16 protein-coding genes are annotated in these 15,241 nt (G+C 71.3%); 12 read left to right on the plus strand and 4 right to left on the minus strand.

Features of this window, described 5'->3' with window-relative positions:
• Nucleotides 1-11 precede the first annotated feature (11 nt).
• Nucleotides 12-797: a DUF742 domain-containing protein gene (locus EIL87_RS11175; protein WP_125090162.1), complete on the plus strand. Its 786-nt coding sequence runs from the start codon at nucleotides 12-14 to the stop codon at nucleotides 795-797.
• On the plus strand, nucleotides 778-1,392 hold the full coding sequence (locus EIL87_RS11180) for a GTP-binding protein (RefSeq protein WP_125090163.1): 615 nt from the start codon (nucleotides 778-780) through the stop codon (nucleotides 1,390-1,392). Before EIL87_RS11175 ends, EIL87_RS11180 begins: the two co-directional genes overlap by 20 nt.
• Nucleotides 1,393-1,402: 10 nt before the next feature.
• Here EIL87_RS11180 and EIL87_RS11185 read toward each other — a convergent pair whose 3' ends face one another.
• Nucleotides 1,403-3,655 carry a helicase-associated domain-containing protein gene (locus EIL87_RS11185; RefSeq protein WP_125090164.1) on the minus strand — a complete coding sequence of 751 codons (2,253 nt, stop codon included), beginning with the start codon at nucleotides 3,653-3,655 and terminating at the stop codon, nucleotides 1,403-1,405.
• Nucleotides 3,656-3,857: 202 nt separating this feature from the next.
• Here EIL87_RS11185 and EIL87_RS11190 point away from each other — a divergent pair, with 202 nt between their 5' ends.
• The 4 genes from EIL87_RS11190 to EIL87_RS11205 all read left to right on the plus strand — a co-directional run bounded on the left by EIL87_RS11190 (nucleotide 3,858) and on the right by EIL87_RS11205 (nucleotide 7,519).
• Nucleotides 3,858-4,043, plus strand: coding sequence for a hypothetical protein (locus tag EIL87_RS11190; RefSeq protein ID WP_125090165.1), 186 nt, complete (start codon nucleotides 3,858-3,860; stop codon nucleotides 4,041-4,043).
• 262 nt (nucleotides 4,044-4,305) lie between these two features.
• The gene (locus EIL87_RS11195) at nucleotides 4,306-5,760 is read left to right on the plus strand and encodes an NAD-dependent malic enzyme (RefSeq protein ID WP_125090166.1); all 1,455 of its coding nucleotides are present in this window, start codon (nucleotides 4,306-4,308) and stop codon (nucleotides 5,758-5,760) included.
• 298 nt (nucleotides 5,761-6,058) lie between these two features.
• Nucleotides 6,059-6,541 (plus strand): cyclic pyranopterin monophosphate synthase MoaC, encoded by a 483-nt coding sequence (gene moaC / locus EIL87_RS11200; RefSeq protein ID WP_125090167.1) that lies wholly within the window; start codon nucleotides 6,059-6,061, stop codon nucleotides 6,539-6,541.
• Between the two features lie 51 nt (nucleotides 6,542-6,592).
• Nucleotides 6,593-7,519 carry a molybdenum cofactor biosynthesis protein MoaE gene (locus tag EIL87_RS11205; RefSeq protein ID WP_125090168.1) on the plus strand — a complete coding sequence of 309 codons (927 nt, stop codon included), beginning with the start codon at nucleotides 6,593-6,595 and terminating at the stop codon, nucleotides 7,517-7,519.
• 222 nt (nucleotides 7,520-7,741) lie between these two features.
• Here EIL87_RS11205 and EIL87_RS11210 read toward each other — a convergent pair whose 3' ends face one another.
• From EIL87_RS11210 to moaA, 3 genes are all read right to left on the minus strand, one after another.
• A complete protein-coding gene (locus EIL87_RS11210; RefSeq protein WP_125090169.1) occupies nucleotides 7,742-8,326 on the minus strand; it encodes a LysM peptidoglycan-binding domain-containing protein in 585 nt (194 codons plus the stop codon).
• 745 nt (nucleotides 8,327-9,071) lie between these two features.
• On the minus strand, nucleotides 9,072-9,377 hold the full coding sequence (locus EIL87_RS11215; RefSeq protein WP_125090170.1) for a MoaD/ThiS family protein: 306 nt from the start codon (nucleotides 9,375-9,377) through the stop codon (nucleotides 9,072-9,074).
• 5 nt (nucleotides 9,378-9,382) lie between these two features.
• On the minus strand, nucleotides 9,383-10,441 hold the full coding sequence (gene moaA / locus EIL87_RS11220) for a GTP 3',8-cyclase MoaA (protein WP_199740361.1): 1,059 nt from the start codon (nucleotides 10,439-10,441) through the stop codon (nucleotides 9,383-9,385).
• A 161-nt stretch (nucleotides 10,442-10,602) separates the two neighbouring features.
• Here moaA and EIL87_RS11225 point away from each other — a divergent pair, with 161 nt between their 5' ends.
• The 6 genes from EIL87_RS11225 to EIL87_RS11250 form a co-directional block, all read left to right on the plus strand.
• Nucleotides 10,603-11,004, plus strand: a complete 402-nt coding sequence (locus EIL87_RS11225; protein ID WP_125090171.1) for a TOBE domain-containing protein — start codon at nucleotides 10,603-10,605, stop codon at nucleotides 11,002-11,004.
• Nucleotides 11,005-11,757 carry a molybdate ABC transporter substrate-binding protein gene (gene modA, locus EIL87_RS11230; protein ID WP_125090172.1) on the plus strand — a complete coding sequence of 251 codons (753 nt, stop codon included), beginning with the start codon at nucleotides 11,005-11,007 and terminating at the stop codon, nucleotides 11,755-11,757.
• A gap of 20 nt (nucleotides 11,758-11,777) precedes the next feature.
• Nucleotides 11,778-12,548, plus strand: a complete 771-nt coding sequence (locus EIL87_RS11235; RefSeq protein WP_125090173.1) for an ABC transporter permease — start codon at nucleotides 11,778-11,780, stop codon at nucleotides 12,546-12,548.
• Complete coding sequence (locus EIL87_RS11240; RefSeq protein WP_125090174.1) at nucleotides 12,545-13,636, plus strand: sulfate/molybdate ABC transporter ATP-binding protein; 1,092 nt, start codon at nucleotides 12,545-12,547, stop codon at nucleotides 13,634-13,636. Before EIL87_RS11235 ends, EIL87_RS11240 begins: the two co-directional genes overlap by 4 nt.
• A 26-nt stretch (nucleotides 13,637-13,662) precedes the next feature.
• On the plus strand, nucleotides 13,663-14,427 hold the full coding sequence (locus tag EIL87_RS11245) for an HAD-IIA family hydrolase (RefSeq protein ID WP_199740370.1): 765 nt from the start codon (nucleotides 13,663-13,665) through the stop codon (nucleotides 14,425-14,427).
• A 148-nt stretch (nucleotides 14,428-14,575) separates the two neighbouring features.
• On the plus strand, nucleotides 14,576-15,241 hold a 666-nt coding region (locus EIL87_RS11250), incomplete at its 3' end, for an AMP-binding protein (RefSeq protein WP_148101514.1).

Raw genomic sequence — 15,241 nt, forward strand, 5'->3', positions numbered from 1 at the left:
GGGAGCTGACCATGAACGCCGGTTCCGAGCCCAGCTGGGACGGTGACCTGTTCCGCCTCTACAACAAGCGGCTGAGCGCGGAGTCCTGGCAGGACGACTTCGTCGACGACACCCGGTCCGGGCAGGAGGGCGACTCCGTCGGCGGGTACGACCGCGCGCTGTTCGGCGGCCCGGGTGCCGACCTCTTCGGGTCGGGCGGATACGGCGACGCTCCCTCGGGCGCGCAAGGCGCCCAGCAGCAGAACGCGTGGGGTCAGGACTCCCGCGCGTCGCAGGAGAACTGGGGGTCCCAGGACCGCGGTGCTCCGACGCCGCGTCCGCGCTCGGACGGTGGTCCGCCCTCGGTGTCGATGCCGTCCATCTCGCAGTCGATGTCCCCGATCTCGCAGTCCATGCCGTCGATCTCCGGCTCGATGCCGGCGATCCCGCCGATGGACGACGGGGAGGCCGAGGACAGCGGCGGTTCACTCGTTCGGCCGTACGCCCGCACTCGGGGGCGCACACGCACCGATTATGATCTTGCTATCGAGACGTTGGTAAGCACCAGCGAACGCGGTCGCAACCAGGCGACCCAATCCCGGCCCGAGCACCGCTCGATCTCCGAACTGTGCCTGGAGGCCCGTTCGGTCGCCGAGGTCGCCGCTCACCTGCGGCTGCCGCTCGGCGTGGTGCGGGTGCTGATCGGCGACATGGCCGACACCGGGCTGGTTCTGATTCACGACAGTGGCATGGTCGTCGGTGATCGGCCGTCCATGGAGTTCTTGGAGAGGGTGCTCAGTGGGCTTCGCAGGCTCTGATCCCCGGTCGCAGCAACCGAGCAACCAGAAGACCTCGACGAAGATCGTGGTCGCCGGTGGTTTCGGCGTCGGGAAGACGACGTTCGTCGGGTCGGTCTCCGAGATCGTCCCGTTGACGACCGAAGCGGTCATGACCGAAGCGGTCATGACCGAAGCGAGCGTCGGCGTCGACGACCTGACGGCCACGCCCGGCAAGGTCACCACGACCGTCGCGATGGACTTCGGCCGCGTCTCGCTCGACTCGGACCTGATCCTGTACCTGTTCGGCACGCCCGGCCAGCACCGGTTCTGGTTCATGTGGGACGACCTGGTGCGGGGTGCGATCGGCGCCGTCGTGCTGGTCGACACGCGGCGGCTGGCGGACGCGTTCGCCTCGATCGACTTCTTCGACGACCGGGGACTGCCCTACATCGTCGCGGTCAACACCTTCGACGGGGTCACGCACCACCGCATGGAGGACGTGCGCGAGGCCCTGACCATCGCCGACTCCGTCCCGATGATCACCGTCGACGCTCGCGACCGGGAGTCGACGAAGAACGCGCTCATCACGCTGGTCCAGCACGCGATGCGCCAGCGGCTCGCCACCTCGCACTGAGGCGGTCCGGTCACTCCTCGACGAGGGCGACCGACGTGATCCGGTGCAGCGGGAAGCCGCCCACCTCGCCGCTGACGGCGTCCTCGGCGCGCAGCACACCGCCGCCGACGCTGATCGGGCGGACCACGTGCTGGCTGCGCGTCCCGTGGGTGTCGACGAACCCCAGCCAGAGGTTGCGCTCCTCGGCCGCGGCTCGGCGCAGCAGCGCGAGCGTGGCCTCGGCGCTCGGCCGCCCGCGTTCCGGGACCACCGCGCGGCCCCGTCGGGTCGATCCGGCGAGGTCGTTGGCGCGCAGCTGCGTGACCATCGCCGCCAGCTGCTCGGTGCCGGGCACCGGCGGCCCGTAGGACGCGCGCTGCCGGGTCTTGCCGCGGGTGCGCCGCCCGCTCGCGCGCAGGTCCAGCACGTTGCCGTCGGGTCCTTCGGCGACCGGCGCGAACCCGGCCGCGCGCAACCCGTCGACCAGGTCCGCCAGCGGCAGCGGGCTGATCAGCACGGTCGGCGCGATGCGCCGCAGCTCCAGCTCCTCGCTGGCGGGAGTCGCCAGCACTTCGGCCAGCACCACCGGGTCGTCGCAGCGCAGGAAGGCCGCAGCGGTGCCGGCCCGGAGCTTGCCGTGGCGACGGGCCACGTCGTCGACCAGGTAGGTCAGCGCCTGCGGGACCGGCGTCTTCGACCGGTCGCGGAACAACGCGTGCAGGTCGTCGGCGGCGTACCCGGCGTCCAGCGCCCGCCGCACGCTGCCCTCGCTGACCCGGTAGACCGTGGCGCTGCCCGCCGACTCGACGTCGGCGACCAGCTTGAGCTCGGCGGCCAGGTCCGGTTCCAGCCGCCCGGGGGCGACGACCGTCAGGTCCGCCTGCACCAGCACGTGGTCCAGCGGCTCCGGCAGCACCTCGGCGAGCCGGTGCGCGGCCTCGGAGGGACCGTCGTAGAGCAGCGCCCGACCGGCGGTGGTCATCGCGTCCAGCGCGACGATCCCCAGCGTGGTGGCCTCCGACAGGGTCCAGCGCACCAGGTCGTCGCGCAGTCGGCCGGCGTGCCGGGGCGCGCGCCAGGCCAGCACGGTGGCCACGTCGTCCGGGCGGGCCCCGCAGCCACCGGGGAGCTCGTCGAGGTAGTCGAGGATGCGGCGGCGGTCCTTCGGCGCCAGCGGCCTGCTCAGCTCGTCCGACAGCGGGCCGATCAACCGGTCCTTCTCGTCGCGGGCGCCCGTCAGGCCGGGCAGCCGGGGCAGTTCCAGCCACGCCGCGGCCAAGGTCGCCCAGCGCTGCTCGACGGGGGAGGCCAGCCAGGTGTCGGAGGAGATCGTCGGCAACCACCGCGGCTCGGCGTCCTCGGTGCGGTCCAGCAGACCGGCGGCGACGGCCACCTCCACCAGCAGCGACATCTGCTGCTCCTCGACCTCGAGGGTCTTGGCGGTGCGGCGCAGGTCGCGGACGCCGACGCCGCCTGAGCGCAGCACGTCCGGCGGGTCCGCTTCCCAGGCGTGCAGCAGTTCTTCGACGTGCCGCAGCAGCTCCAGCGCGGCACCACCGGCGGTGCTGTCGACCCGCTCGCGGTCGGTCTGGACGAGCTCTGGTGCCGGTTCCTCGGGTTCCACCTCGCCCATGGGGTGGTCCCCGCGCACCGCGAACGCCAGCTGGCGCGGGAGTTCCACCGTCTCGGTGTCGCGGCGCAGCAGCAAGCCCTTGGCGAGCAGGCGTTGGACCGGGTTGGTCGCCTGCTCGAGCGTCACGTGCGCGGAAGCGTCCTTGGTGCGGCCGATGGGGGAGCCGTCGGCGAGCTTGCCGACCAGCCGCCGCTCCTCCTCGTCCATCTCGGCCAGCGCGGCCTTCGCCGTCACCTCGGTCAGCTCGTCGGACGGCCGTCCGAGGCCGCCGGGGAAGGTCGGCAGCACCTCGCGCGCGGTGCCGGCGATCTCCAGGGCGTCGTCCTCGCCCCACACCAGCGCCAGGTCGCGCAGCTCGGCCACCGTCCGCCGGACCCGCTGGACCGTGACCTCGGAGCCCAGCACCTCGGCGACCGCGTCCAGGGTCACCGGCTGCCGGTCGGCGTCGAGCAGGACCAGCGCCTCCACAGTGCTCAGCGCGAAGGAGTTCAGCTCCTCGCAGGCGCGGGCCACCGACGACCGCTGCTCGACCCGCGCGCCGAGCACGGACAGGTCGGCGGGCGGCGGCGTCGCCAGGTCCGGACGAGCGCGCAGCAGCGCGACGAGCTGCTCGTCGCTGCGGTCGCGCAGCCAATTTCCCACTGGAGGCATCACGCCCACGATACCGAGTGGGTCACCCAACCCCGGTGCGCTGAGCACTCCGCACGTCGCGCCGGGCGACAGGGGCCCACCCGGTGACGTCGCTGGGCACGGGGGAGGCGCGTTGTGCAAGCTCCGACACCCTTGGGTGAGTTCGGCCGCTCCGATCCGGCAAACTGGTGGTGCCCGTAGCTGGAACGCACAGGAGGACGACGTGGCCGGCAAGAAGAAGAAGGACCGCATCGACCCGAGTTGGCCGCAGGTCGGTGACGGGGAGCACCCGGTCAGCGAGCTGGTGGCCGACAAGCAGGGTGCCTTGTCGCCGTTCGGGGACACCACGTTCCCGCTCAACGAGGACACCGTCCCGTACGAGCACCCGGTCACGGTCATCAACAAGTGAGCCAGCCGCCGAACCGGCGCTCGCCGGTTCGGCGTCCCGCCTCCGTCGAACGAGGCCTGTCAAGGCTGACCCACGAGTAACCCACCGGATCTAGCTCACAGGCGGGAAAGTTCTAGTCTTTTTCGTGCTGGGTGAAGTTCCGGTCGCTGAGCGGGTCCGAGGGGCTTGCGTCTCGGATCGGCGATCTGCTTCAGCGGCCCGCTGAGGGGCGCCGAAGAACCGCACCCACGTCCACAGCCGTTCGCTCGACAGGGGTGTGCCAATGCCGGTTCCAGGTCCTGGGTACTCGATCACCGTTCGCGTCGAGGCTCCGCCGTCGACGACCGCGGCCGGCGACCTCACCAGCGCGATCGGCCGCGCTGGCGGCGTCATCACGGCGTTCGACGTGGTCGAGTCGCACGCCGACCGCATCGTCGTCGACATCACCTGCAACGCGCTGTCGGCCGACCACGCCGGCGAGGTCACCGAGACCATCGAAGCGCTGCCGGGCGTCCGCGTCCGCAAGGTCTCCGACCGGACCTTCCTGGTCCACCTCGGCGGCAAGATCGAGGTCAACTCCCGCGTCGCGCTCGCCAACCGCGACGACCTCTCCCGCGCCTACACCCCCGGCGTCGCGCGGGTGTGCACCGCGATCGCCGAGAACCCCGACGACGCCCGCCGCCTGACCGTCAAGCGCAACACTGTCGCCGTGGTCACCGACGGCTCCGCCGTCCTGGGCCTGGGCAACATCGGTCCCGAGGCCGCGCTGCCGGTCATGGAGGGCAAGGCGGCGCTGTTCAAGAAGTTCGCCGGCGTCAACGCCTGGCCGGTCTGCCTGGACACCCAGGACACCGAGGAGATCATCCGCGCGGTGGAGCTGATCGCCCCCGTCTACGGCGGCATCAACCTGGAGGACATCGCGGCGCCGCGCTGCTTCGAGATCGAGGCGCGGCTGCGCGAGAAGCTCAACATCCCGGTCTTCCACGACGACCAGCACGGCACCGCCATCGTCGTGCTCGGTGCGCTGCGCAACGCGCTGCGCGTGGTGGAGAAGGACATCACCGACTGCCGCATCGTGGTCTGCGGCGTGGGCGCGGCCGGCTCGGCGATCATCCGCCTGCTGCAGAACAAGAAGCCCGCCGACATCATCGCCGTCGACATCAACGGCATCGTGCACACCGGCCGCGGCGACGCCGACGAGAACCTGCGCAACATCGCCGGCGGCACCAACAACGAGGGCCGCACCGGCACGGTGTCCGACGCGGTGCGCGAGGCGGACGTCTTCATCGGCGTCTCGGCCCCGAACCTGCTCTCCGCCGACGACGTGGCTTCGATGAACTCCGACGCGATCGTGTTCGCGCTGGCCAACCCGGACCCGGAGATCGACCCGCTGGAAGCCCAGCAGCACGCCACCATCGTGGCCACCGGGCGCAGCGACTACCCGAACCAGATCAACAACGTGCTGGCGTTCCCGGGCGTGTTCCGCGGCCTGCTCGACGCGCACGCGCACGAGATCACCGACGACATGATGCTCGCGGCGTCCAACGCGATCGCCGACGTCGTCGACGGTGAACGTCTCAACGCGTCGTTCATCGTCCCCAGCGTCTTCGACAGCGCGGTCGCCCCGGCGGTCGCCGAAGCGGTCAAGAAGGCGGCCCTGGCGTCCAAGTCCGAGAAGGTCGCGTCCCGAGGCGGCTCGTCGATGCCTTGGAGCATGGCCGAAGACCTCGACTTCTGACCCGCCGGAGGAGTCCCCCGGGGCCTCCTCCGGCGGACCAGCCGGAACCCGCCACCCCGAACCGCCCGCACAGCCACTCCCGCTCGGCGGTGGCGGAGTTCCTCCCGACCGTCGACCCCCGAACGCCGCGGGGGGAAGTCCCCACTGGACCTTCCCTCCCGCGCCCGTGGAGGTGTCGACGGGGAGCCCCAGCCCCGACCCGGACCTGTGGGCCCGCTCGTCCGCGGGGCAGGTGGGCAGGTGCCGCTGGATCTTCCCTCCACTCGGGCGGGGGACGGTGGTCCTCTAGGCTCAAGGCATGGCGCAGGATGAGCTCACGCATGTCGACGCGGCCGGTGCCGCGCGCATGGTCGACGTGTCCGAGAAGGACGCCACCGCCCGCAGAGCCGTGGCCAGCGGTGTCGTGCGCACCACCGCCGAGGTCGTCGCGCTGTTGCGCCGCGACGGTCTCCCCAAGGGCGATGCCCTCGCGACCGCGCGCCTCGCCGGGATCATGGGCGCCAAGCGCACCCCTGACCTCATCCCGCTGTGCCACCCCATCGCCCTCTCCGGCGCGAAGGTCGACCTCGAACTCGGCGACACCGACGTCCGGATCACCGCCGCGGTCAAGACCACCGACCGCACCGGGGTCGAGATGGAAGCGCTGACCGCGGTCACCGTCGCCGGGCTCGCGCTGCACGACATGATCAAGGCGGTGGACCCCGGCGCGGTGCTCGACGCCGTGCAGGTCGAGCGCAAGGAAGGCGGCAAGACCGGGCTCTGGGAGCGCGGAGCGGACTGATCGGCCGCTCGCGGTCGTTGCACCAGAACCGGAAATCCAGGGGAGGTCTCCATGACGAGGACTGCGCGAGTCGTCGCCGCGTCCAACCGCGCCGCGGCCGGGATCTACGAGGACCGCACCGGTCCGGTGATCGTGGAGTGGCTGCGCGGCCGGGGCTACGACACTCCAGACCCGTTCGTGGTGCCCGACGGCGACCCGGTCGGTGACCAGCTGCGCAGCGCCGTCCACGCCGGTGTCGACGTCGTGATCACCACCGGCGGGACCGGCATCAACCCGACCGACCGCACGCCCGAGGTCACCGCTCAGGTGCTCGACCACGAGATCCCGGGGCTGGCCGACGCCATCCGCTCGGCCGGTCTGCCCGAGGTGCCGACCGCGGTGCTTTCCCGCGGATTGGCTGGCGTCAGCGGCCGCACGCTCATCGTGAACCTGCCGGGCTCACGCGGCGGCGTCAAGGACGGCCTCGGCGTGCTCGACGGCGTCCTCGACCACGCCCTGGACCAGCTCCACGGCGGTGACCACCCGGGCTCCGGCACGGTGCAAACGCGCCCGGCCGCGGACGTGCTGCGGGCCGACGTCGTGGACGAGCCGATCGACGTCGACGCGCTGGCCCGCTCCGTCGAGCACAACGCCGCGGGAGCCGTGGTCACCTTCGGCGGTGTCGTCCGCGACCACGACGGCGGCCGGGGCGTGCTGGAGCTGGAGTACACCGGGCACCCGATCGCCCAGGAGGTGATCCAGGAGGTCGCCGCCGAGATCGCCGGGCGCTTCGAGGGCGTCCGCGCTCTCGCGGTCTCCCACCGCATCGGGATGCTGAAGATCGGCGATGTCGCTCTCGGCTGCGCCGTGGCGGCCGAGCACCGCAAGCAGGCCTTCAACGCCTGTTCGGAACTCGTCGACGAGGTGAAGCGGCGGCTGCCGATCTGGAAGCGCCAGGTCTTCGACGACGGCGCGGAGGAATGGGTCAACTGCCCCTGATCCCTCGCGACTGATCTGCCCGGTGGCCGAGCCCGGGACCTGACCGGCGCAGGCCCGCGGCCCCGGCCGCGAGCGGTTCTGTCGCTCCGCAGCGAAGAACCCCCTCCACCGCTCAGGGGGCTTCGCGGTGGAGGGGGTCCTCTGGCGAAGCACGTGCCGTGTCGGGGGAGACGGCACGTGCTCCATCGCCGGTCGGCGTGGGGGATGCCTGACCGTGCAGCCTTACTTCACGTCGAGCTGCTGACCCGGGAAGATCAGGTTCGGGTCGCTGATGATGCTCGAGTTCTTCTCGGCGATGTCCTGGTAGCTCACGCCGAACTGCTGGGCGATCTTGCCCAGGGTGTCGCCCGCCTTGACGGTGTAGTCCGCACCGTCGGCCTTGACCGTGGTGGTCGTGGTGGTCTTCTTCTTCGGCGTGGTCTTGGTCTTGGCGCTCGCCTTGGTCGAGCCGCTGGTCCAGTTGAGCTTCGCGCTGCAGCCCGGCCACGCGTTCTTGCCCTGGGAGGCCAGAACCTTCTCCGCGACGGCGATCTGCTGCTCGCGGGTGGCGTTGTGGGCGCTGCTGGCGTACTGGGTGCCGCCGTAGGCGGACCAGGTCGACGGGGTGAACTGGAGGCCGCCGTAGAAGCCGTTGCCGGTGCTGGCCTTCCAGTTGCCGCTGCTCTCGCACTGCGCGAGAGCGTCCCAGTCCGCTGCGTTGGCGGGAGCGGCGATCGCGATCGGGGTGGCGACCACAGCGCCGGCAACGGCGATCCGGGCGAAGGTGCGCTTGGTATTCGAAGGCTTGCGGTGCTTGCCCTTGGACATGTCCCTCTCTCCTGCCGCGCCTCGGGGCGAACCCGTTCGGCTCCTTCGGGGGGAAGCCGGGTCCGTGCCCGCCGGTCTCGGGGGAGCCGGCGGCACCTCGGGGCTTTCGGGGTGCCCTGAGATGTCCCTCGTGCCTGTCCGGTTCGTTTCTCTTCGGGGTGAGGCCCGCTGGACAGGTCCGGCGCCACGGGCTCTCGAGTTCCTTGCTGATCGGTTCGGGGCCGACCGAGGAGCGACACTACGTAACCAATTCGAAGATCGGAAATCTTGTACCATGTGACGCTGGTCACAGTAACACCGCCTCCAGGGGTGGCGATCCCGATCATCATCGCAGGTCAGAGCGTTGTTACCGGACCGTTTCCGGTCCGATATCGATCACCGTAAGTGAGGCCTGGGTCACCACCCTGCTCCCACTGGGGAACCCCCGTCACGCGGTCACCACGCGTCGACCGCGCCTGCGGGAGCCTGGTCGGTGGGGCCACAGGGGGCAGGACGAGCAATGCGATCCGTGTTCACCACATGACAGAACGTGAGTGGTCTAGTCGCTGGATGGGGTGGCGTTCAGGCGGTCGAGCGGCGGACCCGCGAGAGGCCGCTGAGAACAAGATCGAACACGGCGGACATCGGGCGAAAAGTCACCCGGACGAGGCTGTACGACTCGCCGGGCCATGTTGTATTCGCGCGCACCCGCACGCGCGCAGAAGTAACGGTGCCCGGGTCTCCGCCGGGGTCTTCCGCAGGGGGTTCAGCCGCCCGCGAACGGCGGCAGGACGTCGAGGGTGGCGTCGGCTGCGATGGGCGTGCCGCGGTCCCGCACGGCCACACCGTCGAGGAGGAAGCTGCACGCGGGCAGCACCTTGGCCAGCTTCTCGTCGTGCTGGTTCAGCGCCGCGGCGATGGCGTCGGAAACGGTGGCCGGTGCGCCGTCGGCAGGGCTGAGCCGCACGGTCTCCTCGGAAACGCCGGCAGCCGCGCGGGCGCCGGCGAAGTAGCGGACCTGAACAGAAACAGCGCTCTTCGCCGAACCGGCGCTCTGCTCCACCGCGGTCATCTCCGCTAACCCCCGATCGCGCTCATCGGCCTTGACGGTTGGGCGAACTCGCCGGAGTCCATCCCGTGCCCGGCGGCCTTGGCCCACATCTCGCCCTGCCACAGCTTGATCAAGTCGGCGTCGGTCGCACCCTCGCGCATGGGGCCGCGCAGGTCGGTCTCCGTCGTCGAGAACAGGCACGAGCGTAGCTGGCCGTCGGCGGTCAACCGCGTCCGGTCGCAGGCCGCGCAGAACGGTCGCGTCACCGACGCGATCACGCCGACCGTCGCCGGTCCACCGTCCACCAGCCAGCGCTCCGCCGGTGCGGAGCCGCGTTCGGCGACGTCCGGGGTCAGGGTGAACTCCCGGCCCAACATCTCCAGGATCTCGTCCGCGGTGATCATCTCGCCGCGGTCCCAGCCGTGCTGGGCGTCCAGCGGCATCTGCTCGATGAACCGCAGCTGGTAACCGCGCTCGATGCAGAAGCGCAGCAGGTCGGGAGCCTCGTGGTCGTTGACGCCGCGCATCAGCACCGCGTTGACCTTGACGGGCTCCAGCTTCATCGTCTTGGCCGCCGCCAACCCGTCGAGCACGTCCTGCATCCGGTCGCGCCGGGTCAGCTCCTTGAACACCGCCCTGTCGAGGGTGTCCAGCGAGACGTTGACCCGGTTCAGCCCGGCGGCCACCAGCTTCTCGGCGAACCCGCCGAGGTTGATGCCGTTGGTGGTCAGCGACGTGGTGGGCCGGCTCGGCAGTGACGAGGTGGCCGCGATGACGTCGACCAGGTCCTGCCGCAGCAGCGGTTCGCCACCGGTGAAGCGCACGGTGGTGACGCCCAGGTCCTCGACGGCGACGCGGATCAACCGGATCATCTCGTCGGTGTCGAGCATCTCGTCGCGCTTGAGCCACGGCAGCCCTTCGGCGGGCATGCAGTAGGTGCAGCGCAAGTTGCACTTGTCGATCAACGACACGCGCAGGTCCGTCGCCACCCGGCCGAATCGATCCACCAGGTGCGGCGTGTCCGGGCGTTCGGAGGTGTCGGTCGTGCGGCGCACGAACGGGATTCCCAGGTCCACCGCGTTCACAACTCGACCCTATCTCTTCGAACCGACGAGTTTCGATCGCCAGCGGCAAATCGGACGGTGCAAGCCTGCAGGTCAGCGCGGGCGTGACGAGGGCTAACGATTCGGGTTCGCGGCCCGATCGCCCATGGTTTCGCCGCAGCTGCGGAAGTATCGTCTTCCTCGTGCCGCACTACCGGATCGCAGAGTCTGCCGCGCTGCTCGGCGTCAGCGACGACACCGTCCGCCGCTGGGTCGACGGCGGGCAGTTGCCCGCGGAGCGCGACGGCGCCGGGCGGTTGGTCGTGGACGGAGCCGCGCTCGCCGGGTTCGCCCGCGAGCAGGCCAAGTCCACCCCAGACCCGTCGGCGGTCGGGCGTTCCGCCCGCAACCGCTGGGTCGGGTTGGTGACCGAGGTCGTCTCGGACACCGTGATGTCGCAGGTGGAGATCCAGTGCGGGCCGCACCGCGTGGTGTCGCTGATGAGCACCGAGGCGGTCCGCGAACTCGGGCTGGTTCCCGGTTCGCTGGCGGTGGCCGTGGTCAAGTCGACCAACGTCGTGGTGGAAACACCGGGAGAGGGCTGAATGTCGAAGCTCAAGATGATCGCGGGCGGACTGCTCGCGCTGACCTTGCTGGTCGGCTGCGGCCAGGCCCACACCGGACAGGCCTCGGGGGATCAGCGCACAGTGACCGTGCTGGCAGCGGCGTCGCTGACCGAGTCCTTCGACGAGCTGGCGAAGCGGTTCACCGCCGAGCACCCGGACGTGCGGGTCGAGTTCGACTACCAGGGCTCCTCGACGCTCGCCGAGCAGATCGAGCAGGGGCGCCCGGCCGACGTGTTCGCCTCGGCCGACGAGAAGAACATGGCCGAGGTCGCCGACCTGGTCTCGCCTCCGCAGACCTTCGCCACGAACCGGCTGGCCCTCGTGGTTCCGCCGGGCAATCCCGCGCACGTGGCCTCGCTGGCCGATCTCGCGGGGACGAAGCTGGTCACCTGCGCGCCGCAGGTGCCGTGCGGGGCCGCCACCCGGGCCGTCGCCCAGGCGGCCCGCGTCGACCTGCGGCCGGTCAGCGAGGAGAGCGACGTCAAGCAGGTGCTGCAGAAGGTCGTCGCGGGCGAGGCTGACGCGGGCCTGGTGTACGTCACCGACGCCAAGGCGGCGGGGGACCAGGTGCAGACGATCGACTTCCCGGAGTCGCCGCAGGCGGTCAACGCCTACCCGATCGCGACCCTCCGGGACTCCCAGCAGGCCCAGCTGGCGACCGAGTTCGTGGAGTTCGTGCGCGGCCCGGCGGGGCGCGAAGTGCTGGGCGCGCACGGCTTCGACGCACCGTGATCCGGCGCCGCCCCCCGCAGGTGCCCACCGTGCTGTGGGTGCCCGCGGTGCTCGCCCTCGCGCTGGTGGCGCTGCCGGTGTTCGGCCTGCTCACCCGCGTCGAACCCGCGCGGCTGCCCGCGTTGCTGCTGAGCCCGTCCGCGCTGGACGCGCTGCGGCTGTCGGTGGTCACCGGGCTGATCGCGACCGGGCTGGCGGCGGTGCTGGGCGTGCCGCTGGCGGTCGTGCTGGCCCGTTCCCGGCTGCGCGGGTTGCGGGTGGTGCGGGCGCTGGTCCTGCTGCCGCTGGTGCTGCCGCCGGTGGTCGGCGGCCTCGCCCTCCTCTACCTGCTGGGCCGCACCGGACCGCTCGGCGGTGTGCTGGCGGTGGCCGGGATCCGGCTGCCCTACACCACGGCGGCGGTCGTGCTGGCGCAGACGTTCGTCGCGATGCCGTTCCTGGTCGTCGGGCTGGAGGGCGCGTTGCGCACGGCGGGCGGCCGCTACGAGCAGGTGGCCGCGACGCTGGGCGCGGGCCCGTGGCTGGCGTTCCGGCGCGTCACGCTGCCGCTGCTGCTGCCGGCGCTGGGGTCGAGCCTCGTGCTCACCTTCGCGCGGGCGCTCGGCGAGTTCGGCGCGACGATCACCTTCGCGGGCAGCCTGCAGGGCAGCACCCGGACCCTGCCGCTCGCCATCTACACCACCGCGCAGTCCGACGTGGACGCCGCGGTGGCGATGTCGTTGTTGCTGGTCGTCGTGGCCCTGCTGGTGATCGTGATCGCCCGGCCCCGAGCCGTGGAGGGACGCCTGTGAGCGGGCTGCAGGTGGACGTCGAGCTGCGGCGGGCGGAGTTCTCGCTGGACGTCGACTTCGAGGTGGCGCCCGGCGAGGTGCTCGCAGTGCTCGGTCCCAACGGTGCCGGGAAGTCGACCCTGCTGTCCGTGCTGGCCGGGCAGCTGGTGCCGGACCGCGGTGTTGTTGAGCTGGACGGGACGACGTGGCTGGACACCGGCCGACGCACCGCCGCGCCGACGCACCGTCGGGGAGTCGGGCTGCTGGCCCAGCAGGCGCTGCTGTTCCCGAACCTCACCGCGCGCGACAACGTCGCCTTCGGCCCGCGTGCGGCCGGGGCGAGCAAGGCGCGGGCGCGGGAGGTCGCGGAGCGCTGGCTCGCCGAGACCGACGTCGCCGACCTGGGCGGACGTCGTCCATCGCAGCTCTCCGGCGGTCAAGCGCAGCGGGTGGCGCTGGCCCGGGCGCTGGCCGGCGAGCCCCGGCTGCTGCTGCTCGACGAGCCGCTCGCGGCCCTGGACGTCGACGCGGCCCCGGCCATGCGCGGGCTGCTGCACCAGGTGCTGCACCGCCAGGAGACGCCGACCGTGCTGGTCACCCACGACGTGCTGGACGCGGTGGTGCTCGCCGACCGGCTGCTGGTGCTGCAGGACGGGCGGGTCGTCGAGCACGGTCCGACCAGCGAGGTGCTGTCCCGGCCGCGGGAGGCGTTCACCGCGCGGCTGGCAGGGCTCAACCTGCTCACCGGCACGGCGATCGACGGCGGCGTGCAGGTCGGCGAGGAGGTCATCAGCGGCCGGGTCGTCGAAGACCTCGGCGTGCGGGAACCGGCGGCCGCGGTGTTCGCCCCGGCCGCGGTGGCCGTGCACCGCGAGCGCCCGCACGGCAGCCCCCGCAACGCCCTGCCGGTCGTGGTCAGCGCCCTGGAACCGCGCGGTGACGTCGTCCGGGTGCGCGCTGAGGGGCCGACGGAGGTGGGGCTGTCCGCCGACGTCACCCCGGCCGCCGTCGCCGAGCTCGGACTTTCCGCAGGTGAGGACGTCTGGTTCGTGATCAAGGCGACCGAGGTGGCCATCCACCCGGTATCCGGAGGATCATCTGGGGCGTGACTGAGCCACCAACCTGGACGTACCTGATGGACATGGACGGCGTTCTGGTCCACGAGGAGCACATGGTGCCCGGCGCGGACGAGTTCGTCGCGGCTCTTCGTGAGCACGGCATCCCGTTCATGGTCTTCACCAACAACTCGATCTACACCCCACGGGACCTGCGGGCCCGGCTCCTGCGCAGCGGGCTGGACATCCCGGAGGAGGCGATCTGGACGTCCGCGCTGGCCACGGCGCAGTTCTTGGAGCAGCAGCGCCCCGGCGGGTCGGCGTTCGTGGTCGGTGAATCCGGGCTGACCACCGCGCTGCACAACATCGGCTACGTGCTCACCGACCGGGATCCCGACTACGTGATCCTCGGCGAAACCCGCACCTACAGCTTCGAGGCCATCACCAAGGCCATCCGGTTGGTGGAGGGCGGTGCCCGGTTCATCGCCACCAACCCGGACGAGAAGGGCCCGAGCCGCGAAGGCACGCTGCCCGCCACCGGCGCCGTCGCGGCGCTGATCGAGCGGGTCACCGGCCGCGCCCCGTACTACGTGGGCAAGCCGAACCCGCTGATGATGCGCTCCGCGCTGCGCCACCTCGGCGTCCACTCGGAGAACACGCTGATGATCGGCGACCGGATGGACACCGACGTCCGCTCCGGTCTGGAGTCGGGCCTGCAGACGATCCTGGTGCTGTCGGGGATCTCGGGGAAGGACACGGCGGAGCTCTTCCCCTACCGCCCCACCAAGGTCGTCCGCTCCATCGCGGACCTCCGCGACCACGTCACGGACCCCTTCAAGGCCTGAGTGACGCGCGCAGGGCGGCACCCTGCGACGACCCGGCGGCCCTCCGCGCGGCGGGCCGCCGGGTCTCGCGCTTCGGGGCGGTTCTCGGTGCGGGCTCGGCGGTCGCTCCCGCGTGAGGGGTTGGCCCCGCGCGGCCGTGCAGGTGAAGATGAGTGACCTGCACCACTGCGATGGGGAGGTTGTCGACGTGGACACCGAGCCGACTCTGAACAGCTACGACTCCGGCGTGTCGGACGTGCCTCTGCTGGGAGACACGATCGGGGAGAACTTGGACCGCACGGCGGCGCGGTACCCGGATCGAGATGCGCTGGTGGAGTGCTCGACCGGACGCCGGTGGAGTTACCGGGAGTTCGTGGCGGAGGTGGACGCGCTGGCGACCGGCTTGCTGGAGGCCGGGATCGTCCAGGGCGACCGGGTGGGGATCTGGGCGCCGAACCGTGCTGAGTGGACCGTGGTGCAGTACGCGACGGCGCGGATCGGGGCGGTCCTGGTCAACATCAACCCGGCGTACCGGGCGCACGAGTTGGAGTACGTGCTCAACCAGGCCGGCGTGCGGATGCTCGTGGCTGCGGAGTCCTTCAAGAGCTCGGACTACGTGGCGATGGTCGAGCAGGTGCGGCCGCAGTGCTCTGGGCTGGAGCGGGTGGTGTTCCTGGGCTCGGCCGACTGGGAGGCGTTGGCGGGCACCGCCGCGGACCGGTCCCGGTTGGAGCAGGTGCAGCTGTCGGCGGATGATGCGATCAACATCCAGTACACGTCGGGGACGACGGGTTTTCCCAAGGGTGCGACGTTGTCGCACCACAACATCCTCAAC

Origin of the sequence: Saccharopolyspora rhizosphaerae, assembly GCF_003931915.1 — a bacterium.
In the GTDB taxonomy this organism is placed as follows: Bacteria; Actinomycetota; Actinomycetes; order Mycobacteriales; family Pseudonocardiaceae; genus Saccharopolyspora; species Saccharopolyspora rhizosphaerae.